This is a genomic window from Nitrospira sp. Vd2 (assembly GCF_979581665.1).
Window position 1 is genome coordinate 22,278 of record NZ_CEFZSK010000006.1, and the last position, 21,421, is coordinate 43,698.

Below are 21,421 nucleotides of genomic sequence, written 5' to 3' on the forward strand. Positions count from 1 at the left end.
GACGGATGCTGAGCATCAAGAACATCACGAATAGTGCCGCCGCCGGCCATTACTACGAAAAAGATAACTACTACACGGACCGTGAGGAAGCACGCGAGCGCTCTGTCTGGTGGGGGCAAGGCGCTGAGCGGCTGAGCCTTTCCGGTCCCGTTGACCCGGAGACCTTTCAGCGAGTGCTTGATGGACAATTGCCGAACGGAGCAGAAATCAGGTCGGGAACGGTCGGACGAGACCGAGCCGGCGTTGATGTCACCCTGAGCGCTCCCAAAAGTCTGTCTCTGCTTGCCGAAGTGGGAGGGGATCATCGACTCCGCGAAGCGCACGAGGTCGCTGTGACCAAGGCGCTCGAATATCTGGAACGGGAAGCCGCTCAGGCGCGTCTCACAGTGGATGGCGAGACCAGTACCGAACAGACCGGGAATTTCGTCGTCGCACGGTTCCAACATGACACGTCGCGCACGCTTGATCCGCAGTTGCATACGCACGCGGTGATCGCCAATGCAACGGAGCGGCAGGATGGCGCATGGCGGGCCCTGTCGAACGAAAAGCTGTATGAGCACAAAATGGCGGCTGGCGCGATCTACCGCGCGCAATTGGCCGCCGAAGTGCAGCGGCTCGGGTACGACATTGAAAAGACCCATGCCGATGGCCGGCTTGAAATCCGAGGTTTTACGAAACAACAGCTCGAGCATTTCAGTCAGCGCTCCCTCACCGTTCGGGAGGCGATGCAGGAGCGTGGGCTCTCAGGAGCCAAAGCGGCCGAGCAGGCGACGCTCATGACCCGAAGCGTGAAATCTGATGTCGATCGGGGAGAACTTCACGAGGAATGGCGTACGCGGGCCGAGTCTCAGGGGTTCGATCTCGCTCACGTGATGGAACAGGCCGGGGAGCGTGCCGGCCGTGAGGCGAATCACAACGAAAGCCGGCAGGTTGCCAGGGCAGGATTGCAATGGGCCATCGAGCACACAACGGAGCGACAAACCGTCGTAGCCCGGCGGGATCTGGAGCGTTATGCGACGGAACAGGTTGTCGGTACAGCGACCTATCAGGATGTGCAGCGCGCAATCCGCCAGGCGGAGCGATCAGGCGAGCTGATTCCACTTGGCGATCGGTACACGACCTTCCAAGCATTGAAGACAGAGCAGGACACAATCCGCATCATGGCAGAGGGCCAGGGGCATGTGGCCTCCATCCTGTCTCACGAGCAGGCCCGAGAGGCGACAGACGGGAGAAGCTTCACGACAGGACAGCAACGAGCCGCGATTCATATCTTAGTCAGCGAGGACTGCTTTATTGGGGTGGAGGGTCGTGCAGGGACAGGCAAGACCACCATGCTCACTGTGGTGAAGGACTACGCTGAACAGTGCGGGTACGAAGTGAGAGGGCTCGCGATCTCAGCGAGTGCTGCAAGAACGCTGCAGAACGAGGCTGGGATTCGGTCACAAACAGTTGCGCAGTTCTTGGCGGAACGGGCTGGGCAACAGCGGGAGGGGATTCAGAACGGCAAGCGAACGCTCTATATCGTTGACGAATCCTCCTTACTCGGGTCTCGGGACGCGCAGGCCTTCATGAAGGCCATCGAGCAGGAGAATGCCCGGGCGGTGTTTCTGGGCGACAGGGCCCAACTTGCCGCCATCCAGTCTGGAAAGCCTTTCGCGCTGCTCGTAGATAAAGGCATGAAGACCGAACAGATGACGGAGATTGTTCGGCAACGAACTCCGGAACTCAAGCAGGTTGTTGAAAAAGCCGCGGAAGGCAAGGCCGCCCAGACGATCGCTCAGTTAGAGAAGGCTGGGAACTTGATCGCCATGGCTGACCGTTCCGCGCGCCTCGATGCGGTGACCCGGGAGTACCTGAATCGAGATCGGGCGGTCCAGGAAGGCACACTCGTGCTCACTGGTTCGCGGGCTGATAGGGCCGAGTTGAATGCGCGCATTCGTGAAGGGCTGAAACAGCGGGGTGTCTTGTCCGGTCCTGAGATCCGCGCCGAGGTGCTGGTTTCGAAAGATTTGACCAGGGCGCAGATGAGGGAATCGACGTCTTACGAGATGGGCGATGTGATTCGATTTGGGAAGGAATATCGCTCGCTAGGAGTGGGCAAGGCGGAATACGCGCGTGTCGTAACCGTCAAGCCAGATAGCAACACCGTCATCTTGCAGATGGAAAGGGATGCTCGAACGGTTGAATGGCAGCCCCATCGGAACACCGCCGTTGAGGTCTATCGCCAAGAAGAACGCACTCTTCTGGACGGGGATCTAATTCGATGGACGAGAAATAGCTACGAGCAGGACCGTCGGAATGGTGAACTGGTCAGGGCGAGGATGGATTCAGAAAGCGGGACCGTGCTCGTTCGCGACCGAGATGGGAATGAAACCTCCTTCGACCCTCAACGCGATCGCCATTGGGATCATGGCTATGCCTCAACGGTCCATGCCAGCCAAGGGCGCACAGTGGAGCGGGGAATTTACCATGCCGACAGCGAGCAGATCGCGACGAACCGAGAAGCCTGGTATGTGGCCCTGTCGCGGGTTCGTGAAGAGGTGAGGATTTACACCGATGATGCTGTGACCTTGCGGGAGGCCGTGAATGAAAGTCGAGGCCAGCACAGTGCGATCGAAGCGGTTGAACGTCAAGGTGCCGGAGACCGCGAGCGCGGTCACCGGGACAATTTAGCGGCCGACCAGCATGTCGCCAGTCCGCCGCGCGCAGTAGAACTCGAGCGATAGGTGAAAAGAGGGGGGAAGTCTTCGCTCGGCGTGGAACCTTGCCACGTCCGGCAAAGACATCCCCCCTCGCCCCCCTTCATGAGCGCCGGCTGACGCCCGCGCAAGAAGCGAAATGACTGAACCACAAAGGAAAGGAGTTGACTCATGGTCACCTGGAAACCGCCCATAGGCATGCGTCTGATCTGGCAGCTTTTCAAACTCTGGTTGCCCGGCAACAATGTGCCGCCGGTTTCCTATCGACAGCTCGCGTCCATGTGCGTCCTTTACTGGAAGTACGGGAACACTCCCTATTGGGTGGACATCGAGCCTGATCTGTTTTGGCGCACACTTCCACGCTCAATGAAACGGCAATGCTTAGAAGACCGGAAACGTAACGGCTCTGTGACTGTTCTAGCACAGCCTCCCCAAGGCCCAATCATCGATAGTCACGATGCCGGGCAGGGGTCCGCCCTCTAATCTCTTCCAGCAACCTTTTCCGCTCTGACCCACTTGCCAACATTCGTCGGGCCTCTTGCGGATATGCCAGTTATGGCATAAGATTGAGCGTGCAGGGAGCTGAATGAAGCCAGTTCATTTCGTCGGATCGTCGCGGGAAGACCTCCGGGAATTTCCAGAAAGTGCCAGGGAAACGGCAGGGCATCAACTCTTCAAGGTGCAGCAAGGGAAAGAGCCGGACGATTGGAAACCGATGTCCACGGTCGGGGCTGGTGTCCAGGAAATCCGGGTCGGGGATGAAAGCGGGGCCTATCGAGTGCTCTATGTGGCCAAGTTCGAGGAGGCAGTGTATGTGTTGCATGTCTTTGAGAAACGGTCCCAGAAGACCACGAAAGGTGATATCCAATTAGCCAAGAGGCGATATGCCGATTTGCTGAAGTGGAGAAAGGAGCAACACCTATGAAACGCGCGACAGTCACCAAAGGCAGCGGGAATGTGTTTCGGGATTTGGGATTCTCCGAAGAGAAGTCTGCTGAATTGATTCTGAAAAGCAGCCTGCTTCAAGTTCTCCAAGAGACGATCAGAGGGCGGGGATGGAAGCAAGTTGAAGCCGCGGCTCAGTTGGGGATTGACCAAGCCAAAGTGTCCAAGCTCTTAGCCGGCCAGATGGCCGGATTTTCCATCGAGCGCCTTGTCCATTTTCTCTCGCTGCTCGGCCAAGACGTACAGGTAACGGTTCGCAACGCTCCTCGTGGCCGACGGCATGGAACAGTGCGGACGAGGATTGCCAGGAAGTTGGACAGAATCGCTGGGTAGCCCACCGAATTCTGCCCAATTAGCGGTGTTCGATGCCATCCCCCTCAATCGGAACTTTGTTTGACTTTGAAAAAATTATGGAAAAATCTTTCAAAGCCGGACAGGCTTTGCAAGATGTCTTTTAAACCGAGAAAGGTTGAAAATGGGAAGAGGCGCGACAGGGGTGGGGAAGAAAAATTTTTTCTTTCCGTGTCTACATGGCGTCTACACCGATTCGTGATTCTTGGGAGGAGATTCCTAACTTGTTGATTTTTGGTGGGCCGTGTAGGGATCGAACCTACGGCCCGCTGATTAAGAGTCAGCTGCTCTACCAGCTGAGCTAACGGCCCACCTGAGGAGGAAAGCAGTCCCAGAGCTAATCAGAATCGAGAGTGCAACGGTTCGGCGAAGTGCAGCATCTCAAACAACAGAAACCCCGCTTCTCGTTGCCGGCAACAAATCCCAGATCAAAAAACTCTCCGTTTGACCGACACCGAAAAGTGATCGATTGATGTGGCAAACGGTCCACACGAAGTGCGGTATGGTGCGCCTGACAGGATTTGAACCTGTGGCCCTCAGCTCCGGAGGCTGATGCTCTATCCACTGAGCTACAGGCGCATCCGTCAGCGAGGGAGCCAACTTACCACAGCGTTACGCGCGCTGTCTAGCGAGGAGCGGCTCTCGACTCTTCGATCACGAAGAAACGCATAGGGCAGCAGGATTTCCTCGCCGTCCCGATCGGCGCAGACTTCTTCCAGACACCGGGCTTCTTCCGCCGCGAGCGCCTCTTCGTCTTTTCGAAGGATCTCGCTGACCGGAATGAGCGGCAGTGCCGTCTGGACCTCGCAGGCCGGCTGCGCGACGTCACCGGCCTGGGTCGGGACACCCATCAGTCTGCATGTGAGCGGACGGTGAGCATAGATCGAGCAGCAGCCGGCCTGATCCAGAGCAGGGCACGGGGCCTTGGCGAAAGCGGAAACCAGGCGATCGATCACCTCATCCGGCCAGTCATCGAGAAACGGCCGGGAGGCGAGATCCGGAAAGGCTTGTTCCAGTTGGGCGACCTGCGCGTTCGCTCGCGTCTCGATTCGGCGGCGGACATCATCAGGGAGTTGCGACAGACCTTCCTGAAGGTGGCGACGGTCGAGCACCGTGACGGCAAAGAGGCCGAGACAGCAGTCGTGGCAGCCCGCTCGACAGGGCAACGCTTCCAGCAGTGCAGCGCGCGTGCGGGCAAACCAGCGATCGGCTTTGTCGAACAGGCGCCGGGAGGCGACGGTCATCCCGGCAAAGGCGGGCACGGCGTTAATCCTCCATTTCGACGATCAAATCACCTTTCGGCGAGAAGAAGCCCTGTCCGTCGATTTGGACGATGCCGTCACAGTTTTCTTGGAAAAACTCGAGAATCCAGCCGTTCATGTCGTAGCCGTCGTCGGTGACGTCCTGCTGAATCATGCGGGTGGTGACGATAAACTGCGAGCGATTCACGCATTCGCGCGCCAACTGCGCCTCGATATCGTCGAAAATCGACAACCGCTCCAGGAACGCCTCGCGCTCTTGTTTGTGAACGTCCTGGTACGTCCCGCGATCCCGTACGCAGAACACCTGGATCGGCTTTCGTTCGCGATGGTAGCCGATCGAGATTTGGACCCACGCCCAATCGTCGAGGGCGGCGGGATCCATCTTGGGAATCAGCGGCGTCTGTCCCTTCGACTTCAAGTAGTCGAGCAGCAGGCGGAGCGGCGGGGAATTCTCGCGGGCGCAGAAGACGCGAGAGTAAATGTACGTTTCCTGCGGCTGTCCACTGTCCTGTGCCGCCGGGAGAATCGGTAATTCCTTGCCCATCGTTCCTCCGTGGCCGTTGCGGTGTGAGTTACTCTACTCCCCCGTTTCACCGCAGATCAAGACGCGGACATGCAGATTTGTCGCGCCAGATGCGCTTTTTGGTTGACAGGGTAGGGGTGATTCGGTAGACTCCCGTCGGCTTTCAGGCCGACTCACACGCTTCGATCCAGCCTACGACTATCGGCACGGACTCGCATCAATCTCTACAGGAGGATGGTATGGCAAAAACGATGACGAAATCGCAGATCGCCGATCACTTGGCCACCAAGGCGGGCATTACGAAAAAGGTCGCCGCGCAAATGCTGGACGATCTGGCCGCGCTTGCCTACAAAGAGGCCAAGAATACCTTTGTGGTGCCCGGCATCGGGAAACTGGTGTTGGCCAACCGCAAAGCTCGGATGGGCCGTAATCCGCAGACCGGCGAGGCGATCAAGATCCCGGCCAAGCGCGTCGTGAAGTTTCGGATTGCCAAGGCGGCAAAAGACGCGATCCTCGGGAAAAAGTAACGGGCGATTTCGCCGTCCCCGGTGTCGAAAAAGGGCCGCGTGGGCGCGGCCCTTTTTTTTTCTCGCCGCTGCCCTCGTCGGTTAACTCGGCCCCAAACCCGTTCCCCCCATCCCATCATGCGCGACGAGCTTGATCGCGTCGCCGTCTTGTACCTTGGTATCCTCGCTCGCAATCCGTTTGTTCACGGTCACGAGGACTTTTTTCTCCCGCATCAATTCGAGAACCGGACGCAACGCCCGGCCTTGCCGTTGAATCAGCTGGCGGACGGTCAGCGATTCGGGCAGCGAGCACGCGAAGTCTCGCTCGCCGTCTGCTGTTTGCAGCTGGCCCATCAACGTAATCGTCACCATCGTTCCCTCTTCTTCGTCCCGCGTGGCGATTGATTCTGGCTTGTCCGTCTGTTAAGAGACCATCATGCAGACGCTCGATATTCGACGTCCGGGCATGCCCGACCTTCAATTCGTCTTGATGGTCATCGCGCTCTGCACGTCGGGGCTTTCCACGCTCAACATCCCCGAGTCTCTGCGAACCGAAATCTTCGACCGCTGCTGGGCCTTGCTCCATCAAGAGCCGCCGCCGTCGCGCCGCGAGGAGCGGGTCCTCGATCTGCGTGGCGGCACCGAGTTGACCCTCGACGCCATGGTCGAGACGATCCGCACATTGCTGATCGAGGCCGGGATCACGGTTCTGTCCTGGGACCATCCTGTGAGCGAGCCCACGCTTCCCTCTAGCCCCGAGGCGCTCCCGCTCATCGAACGGTTGCAGCGGTTGTATCCGGAACCGCCGGACGTCGTCGATCCGGATCGATAACATCGCATCGCGCGTCCTCGTCATGGCCCCGCATAGATCTCGAAAAACGCATCGATGCTTTCCAGCAACTGGGCCTTGATCTCCTCGACCGTGCCGTTGATCACATGCAGCGCCATGGTGCCTTCCGAGCCATCTGGCAGCAGCACCGGAACATGTGGGTGCCGACGCTCAGGTGCCGTGCCGCGGTCAAGGCGCATGCCGTAGCACAGCGTATACTGCGGTTTGACGAGTTTCAAATGACGCTTGCGCTCCGGCATGGGTATCCTTTTCGGTATAGCTGGAGAAGTGCTACGGCACCTGCGCGATGATGCGCACCGGCCCTCCCGTTCCCCCTTTGATTTTCATCGGCCAGGCATAGACGATGGCGCCTGATGCCGGTACGCGGTCCAGCGCGGCGACGTTTTCGAGAATGTATCGATCAGCCCCGTTGAGAATCCGGTGTGCCGCAAAGTCGCGCGAACGGCCCGGGTCAATGCTCGCCGTATCGATGCCGACGGCCGCGATCCGTCGCTGCGTCACGAGAAATTTCGCGGCGGCTACCGAAAGACCGGGGAAGTGAAGAGTTGTGGGATCATCAGGCGTCGAACTGCCGAGGTAACGAACGCGGTCCGGCCAATGTCGCGCCCAACCGGTACGGAACAGCACGATCGCCCCGTCGAAAATCGCGCCGTGCCGGCGTTCCCAATCTCGGATGTCGTCTACGGTCACTTCATAATCGCGGTTCTCGGAACAGGCCGCCGTGACATCAATAACGACGGCAGCGCCCGACAGCTGATCGAGCGGAATGGCATCGACCGTCGCCCGTCCCTCGGCAAAATGGATCGGCGCATCGATGTGGGTGCCGCCGTGCTCGGCCATCGAGAACGCGGCCGCGGCATACCAGCGGCCGTCCTTGTCCGGACCCCAGGCGGTCTTGCGCCACACGAATCGTTCGTTGTTGGGCCAGGAGACAGTGAACTCATCGAAGGGATAGGTCAGATCGACGAAGTGCGACGTCGGCCGGCTGCCGGCGCAGCCGCTCTGCAGGGCCAGCAATGTCGCCATGATCGTGACGCAGACTCGAGACATCCGGCCAACGGTAACAGGTCGGCGGCGGTGAAAACAATTGTGTTGATTCAGCCGCAAGAAATGAGGATAAGTACGGCCCCATGCGGATTCACGAAACTCGCTTGAAGGGCGTGTGGCTGATCGAGCCGGACGTATTCGAAGATCGGCGCGGGTTCTTTTTGGAAATCTATCACCAACGCAAATATGCGGAGGCGGGCATCGCGGGACCGTTCGTGCAGGATAACTGGTCGCATTCCGTTCGCGGCACGCTGCGCGGCCTCCATTATCAACGCGTCCATGCGCAAGGCAAACTCGTCTTTGCGGTGGAGGGCGAAGTGTTCGATGTCGCGGTGGACATCCGCCACGGCTCGGAGACGTTCGGCCAATGGTATGGCGTCGAGCTGTCCGCGGCGAACAAGCGTCAGCTGTATATCCCGCCGGGATTTGCGCACGGCTTCTGCGTGCTCAGCGAGACCGCGAGCTTTGTCTACAAGTGCACCGAGTTCTACGTGCCGGCCGATGAGGGCGGCGTCTTGTGGAACGATCCGCAAATCGGTATTTCCTGGCCGATCCAGGAGCCGCTCTTGTCGGCGAAGGACCAAGGCTATCGGCCGCTCTCCGAAATCCCTCCGTCCCTGCTGCCCGTCTATCAGCGGTAAGTCCGTGATTGTCCCGCTGACGGTTGACGAAGACCACACGTCTTCGCTATATAGGAATCGTTCCTAACAAGGAAGCAATGAAGCTGACGCACGACGAGATACGGACGCGGTTCCGGGAGCGTGGGCTCAAAGCGACGCCGCAGCGTGCCGCAATCTATCGAGCGCTCGCCGAGACGACGAGCCATCCGACCGCCGAGATGCTCTATCGCGCGGTCCGGCGCATCCATCCGATGATCTCGCTCAACACCGTCTACTACACCTTGACCGCGCTGCAAGCCGCCGGATTGGTGCACGAAGTGAACTACTGGCATGACGGCGCGCGCTTCGATGCGAACATGGAGCCGCACCATCATTTGATTTGTCTTGCGTGCCGGCGGATCGACGACGTGACGGATCGGCGGCTCGACCGTGTGCTGGTCGGCATGAAGCCACAGGCGCGTTTCGACGTTCGCGGGCGACGGGTCGAATTTCACGGCTATTGTGCCGAGTGCTCCAATCGCCGTGGCGCCATGCCGAGAACACGAAACCGTTCATCATCCCAAACAGGAGGGTCCTATGAGCAAGAGTCTAAAGGGCACCAAGAGTCATGAGAATCTGAAGCATGCCTTTGCGGGTGAATCGCAGGCCAACCGGCGCTATCTCTACTTTGCGCGGCGTGCCGACATCGAAGGGTATCCGGATATCGGCGGCCTGTTCCGTGATACCTCGGAGGCCGAGACCGGACATGCGTTCGGCCATCTCGATTTCCTCAAGGAGGTCGGCGATCCGGCGACCGGCATCCCGATCGGCAACACCGAGGCGAATCTGAAGTCGGCGATCGAGGGAGAAACCTACGAGTACACGCAAATGTATCCGGGCATGGCGAAGACCGCACGTGAGGAGGGGTTCGCCGAATTGGCCGAATGGTTCGAGACGCTGGCCAAGGCCGAACGATCGCATGCCAATCGGTTCACCAAGGGGCTGGACAGCCTGAAGCAGGTCTAGGGAGCCGGACCATGTGCGTGATGATGCAGTGAGTCGCTGTGAGCGATGCCCCGTGTACTCACCGTTGTTGATCGCGTCGTGAAAAGTCTTGAATTGCTGAGCGGAGAGCCGCTGCTCAAGGATACGCAGCGGGTGTACGAAATTTGCGACGGGTGCCGGCGCTGTTTCAACCTGTGCCCGTCGTTCAACACGCTCCTCGACCGTCTCGACCAGTCTGAGAGCGACGTCACAAAGCTGTCCCTGGCCGACCACCGGCGGGTTGCCGACGAGTGCTACTACTGTAAGCTCTGCTACAACCACTGTCCGTACACCCCGCCGCACCAGTATCAGATCGACTTTCCCCGCTTGATGGTTGCCTGGAAAAAGGAACTCGCGACCACGCGGGGAGTCCGGTGGCGAGACCGGCTGCTCATCCAGACGGATCTCATCGGCAACCTCGGCAGTCGCTTGGCGCCGCTCGTCAACCGGATGCTTCGAACCGGCTGGCTACGCGCGATGATTGAGCGCATCGCCGGTGTGCATCGTCGGAGAGACGTGTTGCCGTTCTCGCGTGAAACATTCGCGACCTGGTGGTCGCATCGGCCGCAGGTCACGCGGTCGACGGCGCCGACCGCGAAGGTCGCCCTGTTCGCCGGCTGTCTGGTGAATTATCAGGCGACCGATATTGGGAAGGCGACGGTACAGGTACTGGAGAAAAACGGGGCTGACGTTGTGGTGCCGTCACAGCGATGCTGTGGCATGCCGTCGTTCGATCTCGGTGACCTGGACGCCATCAGAGCGGCGGCCGAGGCGAACCTCGCAGCGCTGCACCCGTTGGTGGAGCAAGGTTACGACGTCGTGGTGCCGGTCGCCAGTTGCAGCCTAATGCTGAAGCGCGAGTATCCGGCGATCGTGAGCGATCAGAGAGTGGCGGCGGTTGCCGAACGAACGTTTGATGTCTGCGAGTATTTGATGCGCCTGAAACGTGAGGGACGGTTGTCAACCGACTTCGTGCGCCGACCGGGACGAATTGCGTATCAGATCCCTTGCCATTTGCGCGATCAGAATATCGGCTTCAAATCGAAGGAACTCATGGAACTGACCGGCGCGCAGGTCGACGTGATCGAGCGCTGTTCCGGGCATGACGGGACATGGAGCGCGAAGACGGAATTCTTCGACCTCTCGATGGGCATTGCGCGGAAGGCCGCGCGTGAGATTCAGCAGACCGCCCCGGCGGTCGTCGCCTCGGATTGCCCGTTGGCCGGCCTGCAATTGGATCAGGCCGGCGCATCGACCGATACGGCGGTCGGGCGGACCCTGCACCCGATCCAGATCGTGCGCGACGCGTACGGATTGTCATCATGAAGGCCCTCACCCAAGAGGACCTGCTGCCGGCCGGGGAGTACGAACGGGAGCGCGAGGCGTTTCGGCGGCGAATCATTGCCCTCAAAGCGCGCCGACGCGTGTCGGTCGGTGACAAGGTGACGCTCGTCTTCGAAAACCGCGAGACGATTCAGTTCCAAGTGCAGGAGATGCTTCGAACGGAGCGAATTTTCGATCCGGCTAAAATTCAGGAAGAACTGGACGTCTACAACGCGCTCCTGCCGGCTGACGGTGAACTGAGCGCGACGTTGTTCATTGAGATTATCGACAGCCGGGACATTGAGCGCGACTTGAACGCATTTCGAGGGATCGACCGCGAGCAGACAGTTTCGATCGCCGTCGGCGAGGAGAAAGTCTATGCGGAATTCGAACAGGGCCGGAGCCATGAAGAGAAGATCAGCGCGGTCCACTTCGTCAAGTTCAAGCCGTCGCGGGCATGGATAGAACGCCTTGCCGAGCGACGGTGGCCGTCGTCAGTCGCCATTGTCTATCCTGCCTACCGACAGGAGGTGCAGGTGCCGGCTGAAGTCCAGCAGGAATGGCTCAAAGATCTCGGCCGCTGAGTCGGTCGGGGCATTGACTCGCCCTCAGGGGCGACTTACCATAATTATCCGACGGTGGGAGGAGGTCGAGGTCCTATGGTGACGATTACATCGGTTGCGGAGCAGAAGATTCGAGAGTTGATGAAGGAAGAGCAGGATGCGGTCGGGTTGCGGATTTATGTCCGCGGCGGCGGCTGCCACGGCTATCAATATGGGATGGCATTTGAAAACAAGATCGCCGAGGATGACAGCGTGATCGAGAAGGGCGACATTAAGGTCATCCTCGACTCACAGAGCGCGCCGTTGCTGAGCGGGGCGGAGGTCGACTACGTGGATAGCCTTCAGGGCTCGGGCTTTTCGATCAAGAATCCACAGGCCAAGACCACCTGCGGGTGCGGCAGCTCCTTTAGCGCCTGAGGGCAACATAAATCCGACGTCACGCGAAGGGTTGGGGCTCTCGCTCCAGCCCTTTGTATTTTTAATCCATGGCGCTCGTCCGGCTCACCAAACGAATCGAATTTTCCGCCTCTCACCGTTATCACAACCCGTCGTGGAGTGCGGCCCGGAACCGCGAAGTCTTCGGCGTCTGCAATAACGACCCCGGGCACGGGCACAACTATTTGCTCGAGGTCACGGTGGCGGGGACGGTGGATGAGGCGACCGGGATGGTCGTGAACTTGACCGACCTCAAGCAGGTGCTGACCGCCGTGCTCGCGGAGTTCGATCACAAACACCTGAACCGCGACACGTCCTATTTCACGGATCGGATCCCGACCACGGAAAATATCGCGACCGTGCTGTGGGGACTCATCGCAGATCGCGTCCATCCTCAAGCTGTCGAGCGCATCCGGCTGTATGAAGATGACGATCTCTATGCCGAGGTCTCGCCAGAGATGGTCTCGGCTGGAGAAGCAGCTGTGACACGCCGCTGGCATCTGGTCGCCGCGCACCGCTTGCCGAAGAGCGAGAGGGAAACACTCTATGGGCCGTGCGCGTCGCCATCCGCACACGGACACAACTATGGCGTCTTGGTGACGGTGCGCGGAAGGATCGATCGGTACACCGGGATGGTGACGAATTTAACGGCACTGGATCGGCTGCTCGCCGACCGTGTGCTGTTTCGTCTCAATTATCGGGATCTCAATGACGACATGGCGTTCCAGCAGGCACCGCCGACGGGTGAGAATATTGCCCGCTTCGTGTGGAACGTGATCGCGGGGGCGGTCGACGGGGGACGGATCGTAAAAGTCCGGCTCACTGAAACGGAGGACACGTCGTATGAGTATGCCGGAGAGGAGCCGAGTCGGTCAGTGCGCGAGGAGATGATCACGAATCAGCGCGGCTAACTCATCGGCTTCGACTTTGCCTTCACGGGTCAACACGAGCGTGCCGTTGGAGAAGAGATGGGTCGTCGGATAGGTCTCGAAGTGGTGTTCTTTCTTGATCTCGCGGCACCGTCCGGGTACGTGCATTTTCGCCTTCCCGACTCGCACCGACGGGAACGTTGAGGCGATCTTCTCCAGGATCGGGTCGTATTCATTGCACGGCTGGCATGAGGCGATCCCGTAGGCGACGACCGCGGCCGGCGCCTTCTTGAACTCCCCGTAATTCTCGTCGCTGACGTCTTCAACGGTTCCAGCCATTGTGTTACGGGACCTTGACTGTGCGGATCGGATGTTGGCGCGTCGGGAAGGACTGAGCACTGGCGTCGTGCTCAGTCCCGATGTCCGGCACGCTTCTTAGCTCAGCTTCTTGAGCGCTTCGAGGATTTCCTTATCGTCGCGCGCGGTCTTGATCTCCTGAACTTTCACGTACGCGACCTTCCCGTTCTTATCCACGATCACGGTCGCCCGCTTGCCGCAATTGAGCGGTTCGAAGTACAGCCCGTACTTTTTCACGACTTCCCGATTGTAATCCGACAACAAGCGATGCTTCAGGCCGAGCGAATCCGCCCAGGCCTTATGCGAGAAAAAGCTATCGGTGCTGATCCCGAACACTTCGGCGTTCGAGGATTGGAAACTCGGGAAATCATCCGTCAAACATTTATTCTCATTCGTGCAGACCGGACTCCAGTCCAGCGGATAGAAGGCCAGGACCACGTTCTTCTTGCCACGATACTCGCTGAGCTTCACGTCCTTCTGGTCCTGATCCTTCAACGTAAAGTCGGGAGCTGTGTCGCCGACCTTGATTTCAGGTGCCACATCGGTAGCCATCGAATCCTCCTCCGTTAGAGTCATGACGCCGACCAAAGTCGATTGCGTAGCACGCGGTGAAAAACAATGTCAACCGGCCAAAAGGCCTAGCGGCACGTGCGGCCGAAGGGCCGAGGGCGAAAGCGAAGACGAAGGCGAAGTGGAGGCTACCAGCTGATTTCGCGAAGAATGACAGGGGCCGGCATGGGGACGGTGCGATGCCGGATGACCCGCACGGTCTGACCGAGCGGCGGAATGTACAGCGTCTCGCCGACATTGGGCGACCGCCCGATGTGGAGAATTTCGTCGGCGATCATGAACAGTTGTTCAGGCACATCCCGCGTTGGGAGGCCCGTCGGCCGGAAGACTTCCAGGTCGTCACACTGAAATTTGCGCATGCCGCGCGTAAACAGCCACGGCTGCCCCGACCCGCCTTCGGCTTCCACGACGCGGATGTGATCGTGAAGGTCGAAGGTCTCCAAGCACCGATCGGTCCAGTCGGATGGATTCCAATAGCGGTCGGATTCCACGTCATAGGCGGTGCCCTGAGTGAGCAATGTCAGGGCGCGAGCAAGTCGTGCGGCATGCAGCACGCGATCGATGGCAGAGTCACCGGCAGAGGCCGGGCGTCCGACGAGCGCGCAGGCAGAATGACTCCACTGGAGGCGGTCCCGCCATACGCGCGCGTCGCGCGAGGGGAGGTCAAGATCCAGATGAAGAGTCCATGGGCCGTGGGCCACGATCTGCGCTGCCGAACTACTGCGTCCGCCCGTCGGAGCGGGCTTCACCGACAGCGGCCCACCGTATTGGAGATCAAACCACAGTTGAAGTTCGGTCAGAGAGGGCGCGGTCGAAAAGCCGACGACGAAGAGGGGAGCGCCGTCCGGGGATTTCGAGACCTTGCGCCGGATCTTCACCGACGGTCCTTACGCGCCTTTCGCCGGTCTTCCGGATTGAGCAAGCGCTTGCGGATTCGAAGACTCGTGGGGGTGACTTCGACCAGTTCATCGGTCCCGATGTACTCGAGCGCGTACTCGAGCGTGATCTGCCGCGGCGGCGTGAGAACGAGGGCCTCATCCGATCCGGACGCGCGCATATTCGTCAAATGTTTGGCCTTGCAGACGTTGACGTCCAAATCCTCGTCGCGGCTGTTTTGTCCCACCACCATGCCTTGGTACACCTCCACGCCGGGGCCGATGAACAAGCTCCCGCGCTCCTGGATCATGTACAGGCCGTAGGCGTTGCTCGTGCCGTCTTCATAGGCGACGAGCGAGCCGTGCGGCGCGGTGGACGCGAATTTCTCATCGACCGGGCGGTACTCCTGGAAGACGTGGTGCATGACGACCGTCCCGCGAGTTTTGGCGAGCAGCACGTTCTTCAGCCCGATTACGCCTCGGGTCGGGATCGAAAATTCCATGTGAGTGTCGGACGCGGTCCCTTCCGAATGAATCACCTTCATATGGCGCAACTCGCCGCGCCGCTGGCCGACTTCTTCGATCACTGCCCCTTGGTAGTCCGACGGCACTTCGATCGTCAATTCTTCGAACGGCTCCGTCATGACACCGTGCTCTTCGCGTAGGATGACCTCCGGCTGTGAGACTTGCAGCTCATACCCTTCACGCCGCATCTGCTCGATCAGCACGGCCAGATGCAACTCGCCCCGCCCCGCCACCAAAAACCGATCGGGGCTGTCGGTTTCCTGGACGCGGAGGGACACGTTCGTCTCCAACTCCTTGAAGAGCCGTTCGCGCAGATGCCGCGACGTGAGATATTTCCCTTCCCGGCCCGCGAAGGGGCTGTTGTTCACCGCGAACGTCATCTGCACGGTCGGCTCATCGATCGCGACCGGCGGCAGGGCAATCGGCTGATCCGCATCCGCAATTGTCTCCCCGATGCCGATCGCCGGGAGCCCGGCGACGGCCACGATCTCGCCGGCCTCGGCCCGCTCCACGTCTTGTCGCTCCAGTCCGGCAAAGACGGAGAGATCGGAGACTTTGCCGGGGACATGCTTGCCCTCACGCGTGATCTGGATAACGGCTTGCCGTCGCGCAATCGAACCGGATTGAATCTTGCCGATGCCCATCTTGCCTTTGTAGGAGTCGTAGGCGAGCGCGAGGACAAGGATCTGAAGCGGCGCCTCCGCATGGATCGCCGGAGCCGGGATTTGGGCGAGAATCGTGTCGAGGAGCGGATGAATATCGGTGCCCGGCTTGTTCACATCGAGCGTCGCCGTGCCTTGAATGGCCGACGTATAGACGATCGGGAAGTCGAGCTGCTCGTTGGAGGCGCCGAGATGGACGAATAGATCGAAGGTGCGGTTGACGACGTCGTCGATGACAGCGTCCGGCCGGTCGATCTTGTTGATGACGACGATCGCCCGGTGTCCCAGGGCGAGGGCCTTTCGCAGCACAAACGTCGTCTGCGGCATCGGGCCTTCTTTCGCATCCACGAGCAACAAGACGCCGTCCACCATCCGGAGCGTGCGTTCGACTTCACCGCCGAAATCCGCATGCCCCGGCGTGTCGACGATGTTGATCTTCACGCCGTTGTAAGTAATGCTCGCGTTCTTCGCCCGGATGGTAATGCCGCGCTCGCGCTCCTGATCCATCGAATCGAGAATGCGTTCGCCCATCTCGTCGATCTTGCGATGCACCCGGGTCTGTCGCAACATCGCGTCGACGAGCGTCGTCTTGCCATGGTCGACGTGCGCGATGATCGCAATATTGCGGATGTCGCCACGCCGGCCGGCGGGCGTGCGGTGAAGGGCCCGGGCGGACTCTGCAGTCAAATGAGATTCCATATGGCGATGTAACCCCTTTGTGCCGCGTTGCGGCAAAAAAAAGACGCCGGAGGACACCGGCGTCCAAAACAGTATAATTGATGAGGTGAAGGATTACAAGCAACGGCGGTGACCGTTGCCTTGAGTTTTGCAGCACCCCGTTGTAAGGTGATGGGGCCTGCCGACTGATCCCAAGCCTCTTGGAGTTGTTCCACGATGTCATATCCGGAACTGTTTGAGTCGCCCGAGCGCTCGCGGCGGCGCTGGCCATGGTGGGCCATCACGTTGATCGTGGTCGGCTCACTGGTCGTAGTCGGCGGCCTGACCGGCGCCGCGGCGGTCTGGTACATTGCGCAGGAACTGCCCGCTCTCGATTCCGTCACGTCCTATCAGCCCAGCTTGGTGAGCCGTGTCTATTCGGATGACCGGAAGGTCGTCGGGCAGTTCTATGTCGAGCGGCGGATCCTCACGCCGCTGGCGGATATTCCCGAGCACCTGATCCATGCCGTGATCGCCGTGGAAGACTCGCGCTTCTACGAGCATCCGGGGCTCGATATCGTGGGCATCGGCCGCGCCGTGTGGACGAATCTCCGGAAGGGCGGCAAGATCGAGGGCGCCAGTACGATCACCCAGCAGCTTGCGCGCGCGCTCCTCCTCTCGCCCGAGCGGACGTACGTGCGGAAGTTCAAGGAGCTGCTGCTGGCCTACAAGATTGAAACCGTGTTGAGCAAAGATCAGATCCTCGAGACGTATCTCAATCACATTTATTTTGGCCAAGGCGCGTACGGCGTGGCCGCGGCCGCGCAGACCTACTTCGCCAAAGATCTCTCGCAACTCACGGTGGCGGAAGCGGCCCTGCTGGCCGGTCTCCCGAAATCGCCGAACAATTACTCCCCCTATAAGAATCCCGAACGGGCGAAGAAGCGCCAGGAACACGTGCTGACGCGGATGGAAGAGGCCGGGTTCATCACGGCCGAGGAGCGAGAGGCCGCGGTGCAGCAGCCCTTGACGTTCAAGCACGGCGGCGGCTCGCAACTCGCTCCCTATTTTATGGAATACGTTCGGCAGCAAGTCATGGCGAAATACGGCGAAACGGCGGTCTACAAGGGCGGGTTGGACATCTTTACGACCTTGAACCTCGATCTGCAGAAGGCCGCCGAGCAGGCGATTCGCAATGGGTTGCGGAACTTGGACAAGCGGCAAGGCTGGCGCGGGCCGCTGCGGTCTGAAGATCCGAGCAAAGTGGCTGAGAATCCGCCTTCGCCATCCAGGGCGCTGCCCAAGCCGGGCGAAATCTTCGAAGGACTCGTCACGAAAGTCGGGAAGGATCACGTGATCGTCCAGGTGGGTTCGATCCAAGGCAAGCTCTTGTTCGATGACATGGCGTGGGCCAAGCGAAGACTGCGGGGCCGCGATCTGAGTAAAGACGTCGTGTCGGTGCCGACGGTCAAGGGGTTGCTCAAGCCCGGGGACGTGATCGAGGTCTCGCTCAAGAACGTGGATCGTGAGATCGTGTACTTTCAGCTCGATCAAACGCCGATCGTCGAAGCGGCGTTGTTGGCGATCGATCCGCGGACCGGCGCGATCCGCGCGATGGTCGGCGGGTATGATTTCGGACGGAGTGAATTCAATCGGACGGTCTTGGCGCGCCGCCAGTCCGGCTCGGCCTTCAAACCAATCATCTACGCGACCGCCTTCAACAGCGGCTTGAGCCCCGCGACCGTCGTCCTCGACACGCCGGTGGTGTATGAACAACAGGACGATCCGGAGAAGACGTGGAAGCCCGAAAACTATGGTAAGCGGTTCCACGGCGCCACCTCGTTGCGTAACGCTTTGACCCACTCGCACAATCTCGCGACCGTGCGGCTCTTGGAGAAAGTTGGAGTCAAGAGCGTCGTCGATTTCTCGCGGACCCTGGGGATCGCGAGCCCGCTCAATCACGACTTGTCGCTCGCACTCGGCTCCTCCAGCTTGACGCTCTTGGAGTTGACCTCGGCGTACGGCGTGTTTGCCAATCAAGGGATGAAGCTCGATCCGTATGCCGTCGCGATGGTGCAGGATCCGAATGGGCAGATGTTGGAGCAGAATCTCTTCGCGCCCCGGCAGGTCATCTCGCCAGAGACCGCCTATCTCATTACGAACGTGCTCGAGGACGTCGTGCAGCGCGGAACGGGACAGGCGGCCAAGTCACTGGGCCGGCCCTTGGCGGGGAAGACCGGCACGACGAACGATTACAGCGATGCCTGGTTCATCGGCTATACGCCGAACCTCGTGGTCGGCGTGTGGGTCGGATTCGATGACATCCGATCCCTTGGGGAAACCGAATCCGGCGCGCGGGCGGCCTTGCCGATTTGGATGGACTTCATGAAGGAAGCGCTGCCGCGGTTGCTGGAAATCCCGTTCGAGATTCCGGAGAACGTCGTGTTCGTTCGCGTGGACCCGGAGACCGGCCTCCTGGCCGCAGATCATGACAACCAAGGCACGGTGGAGATCTTTGCCAAAGGGACCGAGCCGACGGACACCGCGCCGCTCAGGACGGATGCCAGTCGCTTCTACCAAGTCGATCAAGGATTAGACGGGGGATTGGCGGGACTGCCGACTTCAACGGTGCATACACCGTGAGGCGGTGACGTCGCCGTCCGGCAAGCTGACGGCTGCTTTCAGGATCCGGCTACTTCGCGTCCTGGTACTCCTCGTGCCAGGCCATTTGAATCGCTTCCAGGATCTTCTCGTTGGATTTTTTCGGATCGTCCTTGAACTCGGGCAGGGCAGTGATCCATCGGTGCATATCCGTGAAGCGGACACTCAGCGGATCGACGTCGGGATGGGCTTCGACGAGCCGAATCGCGATCTCTTCGGCATCATTCCATTTGAGATCCATCACAACACTCCTTCACGGCACTCCGCCACACACGTTAGGCCAATTCCGAGAGCTTCTTGTTCTCCAACGCTTCTTTGAGCGAATGATCCATGAGCACTTCGGCGAGATGGTGCGTCGTCTTCTCGACCTCCGCAATCTTCGCGCGGATGGCTTTATGATCCTCCTGCGAGGCAACGTGTCTGAGCGCCTCCAGCGACGCGGCGATCCCCCGCCGCTCCTCGCGGTCGATCAACTGCCCGCCTTGCTGTAAGGCTTTGTCGGTCGCCTTCAGGATTGCCTCCGCCTCGGTCCGCGCCTCGATCAGTTGCCGTGCCTTCAAGTCTTCCGCCGCAAACTGGAACGACTCGCGAATCATCCGTTCAACTTCCTCGTCGCCGAGGCCGTACGACGGCTTGACCTGGATGCTCTGCATCTGGCCCGTCCGCACGTCTTTGGCAGTGACGTTCAAAATGCCGTTCGCATCGATGAGGAACGTCACTTCGATCCGCGGCACGCCGGCGGGAAGCGGCGGGACCTTGAGCTGGAAGCGCGCCAAGCTCCGGTTGTCTTTGGCCAGCTCGCGCTCGCCTTGGAGAATGTGGATGTCCACGGAGGTCTGCCCGTCGACGTAGGTGGTGAACATTTCCTTGGCACTCGCCGGGATCGTCGTGTTGCGACGAATCAGCGTGCTCATGACACCGCCCATCGTCTCGATGCCGAGTGACAGCGGAGTCACGTCCAGCAGCAGCATGTCCTGAATGCCGCCGCTCAAGATGTCGGCTTGCACGGCCGCGCCAAGCGCCACCACCTCGTCGGGATTCAGGTTGCTGTGGGGAACCTTGCCGAAGAGTTCTTGCACCCGACGGCGAACGAGCGGCATGCGTGTGGCGCCGCCGACAAGGACCACTTCGTCGATGTCCGAAGGCCTGAGATCCGCATCCTTCAACGCCGCCCGGCACGGCGCCATGGTTTGTTCGACCAGGTCGTGCGTGAGCGACTCAAGCTGCTCCCGCGTCAGTTCCAACCGAAATTCGCCCTTGCCCTCGGGTAGCTCGATGGCGATGGCGGTCTTGTGCTCGTCCGACAGGCGGATTTTGGCCTGCTCGGCGGCAAGCCGGAGGCCCTGCACGGCGTCGGGGTAGCGTTGCAGATCGAGCCCGTATTGCTCTCGAATGCGGCCGAGGACGAACTCTTGAACCTTCCGATCAAAATCATCGCCGCCCAGGTGCGTGTTGCCGTTGGTCGCCAGCACTTCGAAAATGCCGTTCTTGAGCTTGAGGATCGAAATGTCGAATGTCCCGCCGCCGAGATCGTAGACGGCGATCAACCCTTGGGTGCGCTTCTGCAGCCCGTAGGCCAGCGAGGCCGCGGTCGGCTCATTGATGATGCGCAATACCTCGAGCCCGGCGATCATGCCGGCATCCTTGGTTGCTTGTCGCTGGCTGTCGTTGAAATACGCGGGGACCGTAATCACGACCTTTGAGACGTCCTCGCCCAAGAACGCCTCGGCCCGCAACTTCAGTTCCTTGAGGATCATCGCCGAGACTTGCGGCGGGGAATACCACTTCTCGCCGAGCTGGATCCGAATAACCCCGCCCTCTTCCTTCAGCCGATACGGAAAATACTTGAGTTCCTCGGCGACGTCAGCCAGGCTCTTGCCCATGAAGCGCTTGACCGAATAGATCGTCCGCTCCGGGCTTCGAACCAGATACTCTTTGGCCGGCTCCCCGACGATCAGGCCGTTGTCGGTCATGGCCACGACCGAGGGTACCATCGCGCGTCCATGTCGGCCGGGAATGACGTGAGGGGTCTCGTCGTCCATGTAGGCGATCAGCGAGTTGGTCGTGCCCAGATCGATGCCGAAAATCCGTGCCATGG

The 21,421-nt window shown here is 60.0% G+C and carries 24 protein-coding genes and 2 tRNA genes; 13 read left to right on the plus strand and 13 right to left on the minus strand.

The annotated features are described in order from the left end of the window. Nucleotides 1–5: 5 nt before the first annotated feature. From mobF to AC1U7K_RS03225, 3 genes are all read left to right on the plus strand, one after another. Entirely contained in the window at nucleotides 6–2,726 is a 2,721-nt protein-coding gene (gene mobF / locus AC1U7K_RS03215) for a MobF family relaxase (protein ID WP_480249352.1), read from the plus strand. A gap of 559 nt (nucleotides 2,727–3,285) precedes the next feature. Beyond that, nucleotides 3,286–3,624, plus strand: coding sequence for a type II toxin-antitoxin system RelE/ParE family toxin (locus tag AC1U7K_RS03220; RefSeq protein WP_480249353.1), 339 nt, complete (start codon nucleotides 3,286–3,288; stop codon nucleotides 3,622–3,624). Continuing rightward, nucleotides 3,621–3,977: a helix-turn-helix domain-containing protein gene (locus tag AC1U7K_RS03225; protein WP_480249354.1), complete on the plus strand. Its 357-nt coding sequence runs from the start codon at nucleotides 3,621–3,623 to the stop codon at nucleotides 3,975–3,977. Before AC1U7K_RS03220 ends, AC1U7K_RS03225 begins: the two co-directional genes overlap by 4 nt. A 253-nt stretch (nucleotides 3,978–4,230) precedes the next feature. On the opposite strand, the gene AC1U7K_RS03230 is transcribed toward AC1U7K_RS03225, so the two are convergent. The 4 genes from AC1U7K_RS03230 to AC1U7K_RS03245 form a co-directional block, all read right to left on the minus strand. After that, nucleotides 4,231–4,306, minus strand: a tRNA-Lys gene (locus AC1U7K_RS03230). A gap of 192 nt (nucleotides 4,307–4,498) precedes the next feature. After that, nucleotides 4,499–4,574, minus strand: a tRNA-Arg gene (locus tag AC1U7K_RS03235). 5 nt (nucleotides 4,575–4,579) lie between these two features. Next, nucleotides 4,580–5,257 (minus strand): YkgJ family cysteine cluster protein, encoded by a 678-nt coding sequence (locus tag AC1U7K_RS03240; RefSeq protein WP_480249355.1) that lies wholly within the window; start codon nucleotides 5,255–5,257, stop codon nucleotides 4,580–4,582. 4 nt (nucleotides 5,258–5,261) lie between these two features. Continuing rightward, entirely contained in the window at nucleotides 5,262–5,801 is a 540-nt protein-coding gene (locus tag AC1U7K_RS03245; RefSeq protein ID WP_480249356.1) for a hypothetical protein, read from the minus strand. A 218-nt stretch (nucleotides 5,802–6,019) separates the two neighbouring features. Between AC1U7K_RS03245 and AC1U7K_RS03250 the strand changes: the two genes are divergently transcribed. Further along, nucleotides 6,020–6,307 carry an HU family DNA-binding protein gene (locus AC1U7K_RS03250; RefSeq protein WP_480249357.1) on the plus strand — a complete coding sequence of 96 codons (288 nt, stop codon included), beginning with the start codon at nucleotides 6,020–6,022 and terminating at the stop codon, nucleotides 6,305–6,307. An 81-nt stretch (nucleotides 6,308–6,388) separates the two neighbouring features. Here AC1U7K_RS03250 and AC1U7K_RS03255 read toward each other — a convergent pair whose 3' ends face one another. Then, nucleotides 6,389–6,658 (minus strand): MoaD/ThiS family protein, encoded by a 270-nt coding sequence (locus AC1U7K_RS03255; RefSeq protein ID WP_480249358.1) that lies wholly within the window; start codon nucleotides 6,656–6,658, stop codon nucleotides 6,389–6,391. A gap of 64 nt (nucleotides 6,659–6,722) precedes the next feature. Here AC1U7K_RS03255 and AC1U7K_RS03260 point away from each other — a divergent pair, with 64 nt between their 5' ends. Continuing rightward, nucleotides 6,723–7,118 (plus strand): hypothetical protein, encoded by a 396-nt coding sequence (locus tag AC1U7K_RS03260; protein ID WP_480249359.1) that lies wholly within the window; start codon nucleotides 6,723–6,725, stop codon nucleotides 7,116–7,118. A 20-nt stretch (nucleotides 7,119–7,138) separates the two neighbouring features. Here the strand turns inward: AC1U7K_RS03260 and AC1U7K_RS03265 are convergent, their stop codons facing one another. Continuing rightward, on the minus strand, nucleotides 7,139–7,375 hold the full coding sequence (locus AC1U7K_RS03265; RefSeq protein ID WP_480249360.1) for an allantoinase: 237 nt from the start codon (nucleotides 7,373–7,375) through the stop codon (nucleotides 7,139–7,141). A gap of 31 nt (nucleotides 7,376–7,406) precedes the next feature. Next, nucleotides 7,407–8,186, minus strand: a complete 780-nt coding sequence (locus tag AC1U7K_RS03270) for a cyclase family protein (RefSeq protein WP_480249361.1) — start codon at nucleotides 8,184–8,186, stop codon at nucleotides 7,407–7,409. 80 nt (nucleotides 8,187–8,266) lie between these two features. Here AC1U7K_RS03270 and rfbC point away from each other — a divergent pair, with 80 nt between their 5' ends. The 7 genes from rfbC (at nucleotide 8,267) to AC1U7K_RS03305 (ending at nucleotide 13,058) form a co-directional block, all read left to right on the plus strand. Further along, entirely contained in the window at nucleotides 8,267–8,824 is a 558-nt protein-coding gene (gene rfbC, locus AC1U7K_RS03275; RefSeq protein ID WP_480249362.1) for a dTDP-4-dehydrorhamnose 3,5-epimerase, read from the plus strand. Nucleotides 8,825–8,901: 77 nt separating this feature from the next. Next, nucleotides 8,902–9,414, plus strand: coding sequence for a Fur family transcriptional regulator (locus AC1U7K_RS03280; protein WP_480249363.1), 513 nt, complete (start codon nucleotides 8,902–8,904; stop codon nucleotides 9,412–9,414). Continuing rightward, nucleotides 9,380–9,808 (plus strand): rubrerythrin family protein, encoded by a 429-nt coding sequence (locus AC1U7K_RS03285; protein WP_480249364.1) that lies wholly within the window; start codon nucleotides 9,380–9,382, stop codon nucleotides 9,806–9,808. Before AC1U7K_RS03280 ends, AC1U7K_RS03285 begins: the two co-directional genes overlap by 35 nt. A gap of 78 nt (nucleotides 9,809–9,886) precedes the next feature. Continuing rightward, complete coding sequence (locus tag AC1U7K_RS03290; RefSeq protein WP_480249365.1) at nucleotides 9,887–11,152, plus strand: heterodisulfide reductase-related iron-sulfur binding cluster; 1,266 nt, start codon at nucleotides 9,887–9,889, stop codon at nucleotides 11,150–11,152. Beyond that, entirely contained in the window at nucleotides 11,149–11,733 is a 585-nt protein-coding gene (locus tag AC1U7K_RS03295) for a DUF3501 family protein (protein WP_480249366.1), read from the plus strand. The genes AC1U7K_RS03290 and AC1U7K_RS03295 overlap by 4 nt, the downstream gene beginning before the upstream one ends. Before the next feature lie 75 nt (nucleotides 11,734–11,808). Continuing rightward, nucleotides 11,809–12,129 (plus strand): iron-sulfur cluster insertion protein ErpA, encoded by a 321-nt coding sequence (erpA, locus tag AC1U7K_RS03300; protein ID WP_480249367.1) that lies wholly within the window; start codon nucleotides 11,809–11,811, stop codon nucleotides 12,127–12,129. A gap of 68 nt (nucleotides 12,130–12,197) precedes the next feature. Then, entirely contained in the window at nucleotides 12,198–13,058 is an 861-nt protein-coding gene (locus AC1U7K_RS03305; RefSeq protein WP_480249368.1) for a 6-carboxytetrahydropterin synthase, read from the plus strand. On the opposite strand, the gene AC1U7K_RS03310 is transcribed toward AC1U7K_RS03305, so the two are convergent. From AC1U7K_RS03310 to typA, 4 genes are all read right to left on the minus strand, one after another. Further along, nucleotides 13,020–13,355: a thioredoxin family protein gene (locus AC1U7K_RS03310; protein ID WP_480249369.1), complete on the minus strand. Its 336-nt coding sequence runs from the start codon at nucleotides 13,353–13,355 to the stop codon at nucleotides 13,020–13,022. The genes AC1U7K_RS03305 and AC1U7K_RS03310 overlap by 39 nt on opposite strands. Before the next feature lie 96 nt (nucleotides 13,356–13,451). Further along, complete coding sequence (locus tag AC1U7K_RS03315; RefSeq protein ID WP_480249370.1) at nucleotides 13,452–13,925, minus strand: peroxiredoxin; 474 nt, start codon at nucleotides 13,923–13,925, stop codon at nucleotides 13,452–13,454. 146 nt (nucleotides 13,926–14,071) lie between these two features. Continuing rightward, nucleotides 14,072–14,821 carry a hypothetical protein gene (locus AC1U7K_RS03320; protein WP_480249371.1) on the minus strand — a complete coding sequence of 250 codons (750 nt, stop codon included), beginning with the start codon at nucleotides 14,819–14,821 and terminating at the stop codon, nucleotides 14,072–14,074. Then, the gene (typA, locus tag AC1U7K_RS03325; RefSeq protein ID WP_480249372.1) at nucleotides 14,818–16,692 is read right to left on the minus strand and encodes a translational GTPase TypA; all 1,875 of its coding nucleotides are present in this window, start codon (nucleotides 16,690–16,692) and stop codon (nucleotides 14,818–14,820) included. Before typA ends, AC1U7K_RS03320 begins: the two co-directional genes overlap by 4 nt. Nucleotides 16,693–16,899: 207 nt before the next feature. On the opposite strand from typA, the gene AC1U7K_RS03330 reads away from it, so the two are divergent. After that, on the plus strand, nucleotides 16,900–19,305 hold the full coding sequence (locus AC1U7K_RS03330; protein ID WP_480249373.1) for a penicillin-binding protein 1A: 2,406 nt from the start codon (nucleotides 16,900–16,902) through the stop codon (nucleotides 19,303–19,305). A gap of 49 nt (nucleotides 19,306–19,354) precedes the next feature. Here AC1U7K_RS03330 and iscX read toward each other — a convergent pair whose 3' ends face one another. Next, the gene (iscX, locus tag AC1U7K_RS03335) at nucleotides 19,355–19,564 is read right to left on the minus strand and encodes a Fe-S cluster assembly protein IscX (RefSeq protein ID WP_480249374.1); all 210 of its coding nucleotides are present in this window, start codon (nucleotides 19,562–19,564) and stop codon (nucleotides 19,355–19,357) included. A 34-nt stretch (nucleotides 19,565–19,598) separates the two neighbouring features. Next, nucleotides 19,599–21,419 carry a molecular chaperone DnaK gene (gene dnaK / locus AC1U7K_RS03340; protein WP_480249375.1) on the minus strand — a complete coding sequence of 607 codons (1,821 nt, stop codon included), beginning with the start codon at nucleotides 21,417–21,419 and terminating at the stop codon, nucleotides 19,599–19,601. Between the last annotated feature and the right edge of the window lie 2 nt (nucleotides 21,420–21,421).

Excerpts from the sequence above, each read along its gene's own strand:
- AC1U7K_RS03295 (WP_480249366.1), top strand. The coding sequence starts at position 11,149 with ATGAAGGCCCTCACCCAAGAGGACCTGCTGCCGGCCGGGGAGTACGAA.
- mobF (WP_480249352.1), top strand. The coding sequence starts at position 6 with ATGCTGAGCATCAAGAACATCACGAATAGTGCCGCCGCCGGCCATTAC.
- AC1U7K_RS03250 (WP_480249357.1), top strand. The coding sequence starts at position 6,020 with ATGGCAAAAACGATGACGAAATCGCAGATCGCCGATCACTTGGCCACC.
- iscX (WP_480249374.1), bottom strand. The coding sequence starts at position 19,564 with ATGGATCTCAAATGGAATGATGCCGAAGAGATCGCGATTCGGCTCGTC.
- AC1U7K_RS03220 (WP_480249353.1), top strand. The coding sequence starts at position 3,286 with ATGAAGCCAGTTCATTTCGTCGGATCGTCGCGGGAAGACCTCCGGGAA.
- AC1U7K_RS03255 (WP_480249358.1), bottom strand. The coding sequence starts at position 6,658 with ATGGTGACGATTACGTTGATGGGCCAGCTGCAAACAGCAGACGGCGAG.
- AC1U7K_RS03330 (WP_480249373.1), top strand. The coding sequence starts at position 16,900 with ATGTCATATCCGGAACTGTTTGAGTCGCCCGAGCGCTCGCGGCGGCGC.
- AC1U7K_RS03280 (WP_480249363.1), top strand. The coding sequence starts at position 8,902 with ATGAAGCTGACGCACGACGAGATACGGACGCGGTTCCGGGAGCGTGGG.
- rfbC (WP_480249362.1), top strand. The coding sequence starts at position 8,267 with ATGCGGATTCACGAAACTCGCTTGAAGGGCGTGTGGCTGATCGAGCCG.
- AC1U7K_RS03285 (WP_480249364.1), top strand. The coding sequence starts at position 9,380 with ATGAGCAAGAGTCTAAAGGGCACCAAGAGTCATGAGAATCTGAAGCAT.
- AC1U7K_RS03225 (WP_480249354.1), top strand. The coding sequence starts at position 3,621 with ATGAAACGCGCGACAGTCACCAAAGGCAGCGGGAATGTGTTTCGGGAT.
- AC1U7K_RS03310 (WP_480249369.1), bottom strand. The coding sequence starts at position 13,355 with ATGGCTGGAACCGTTGAAGACGTCAGCGACGAGAATTACGGGGAGTTC.
- AC1U7K_RS03315 (WP_480249370.1), bottom strand. The coding sequence starts at position 13,925 with ATGGCTACCGATGTGGCACCTGAAATCAAGGTCGGCGACACAGCTCCC.
- AC1U7K_RS03270 (WP_480249361.1), bottom strand. The coding sequence starts at position 8,186 with ATGTCTCGAGTCTGCGTCACGATCATGGCGACATTGCTGGCCCTGCAG.
- dnaK (WP_480249375.1), bottom strand. The coding sequence starts at position 21,419 with ATGGCACGGATTTTCGGCATCGATCTGGGCACGACCAACTCGCTGATC.
- AC1U7K_RS03305 (WP_480249368.1), top strand. The coding sequence starts at position 12,198 with ATGGCGCTCGTCCGGCTCACCAAACGAATCGAATTTTCCGCCTCTCAC.
- erpA (WP_480249367.1), top strand. The coding sequence starts at position 11,809 with ATGGTGACGATTACATCGGTTGCGGAGCAGAAGATTCGAGAGTTGATG.
- AC1U7K_RS03260 (WP_480249359.1), top strand. The coding sequence starts at position 6,723 with ATGCAGACGCTCGATATTCGACGTCCGGGCATGCCCGACCTTCAATTC.
- AC1U7K_RS03265 (WP_480249360.1), bottom strand. The coding sequence starts at position 7,375 with ATGCCGGAGCGCAAGCGTCATTTGAAACTCGTCAAACCGCAGTATACG.
- AC1U7K_RS03245 (WP_480249356.1), bottom strand. The coding sequence starts at position 5,801 with ATGGGCAAGGAATTACCGATTCTCCCGGCGGCACAGGACAGTGGACAG.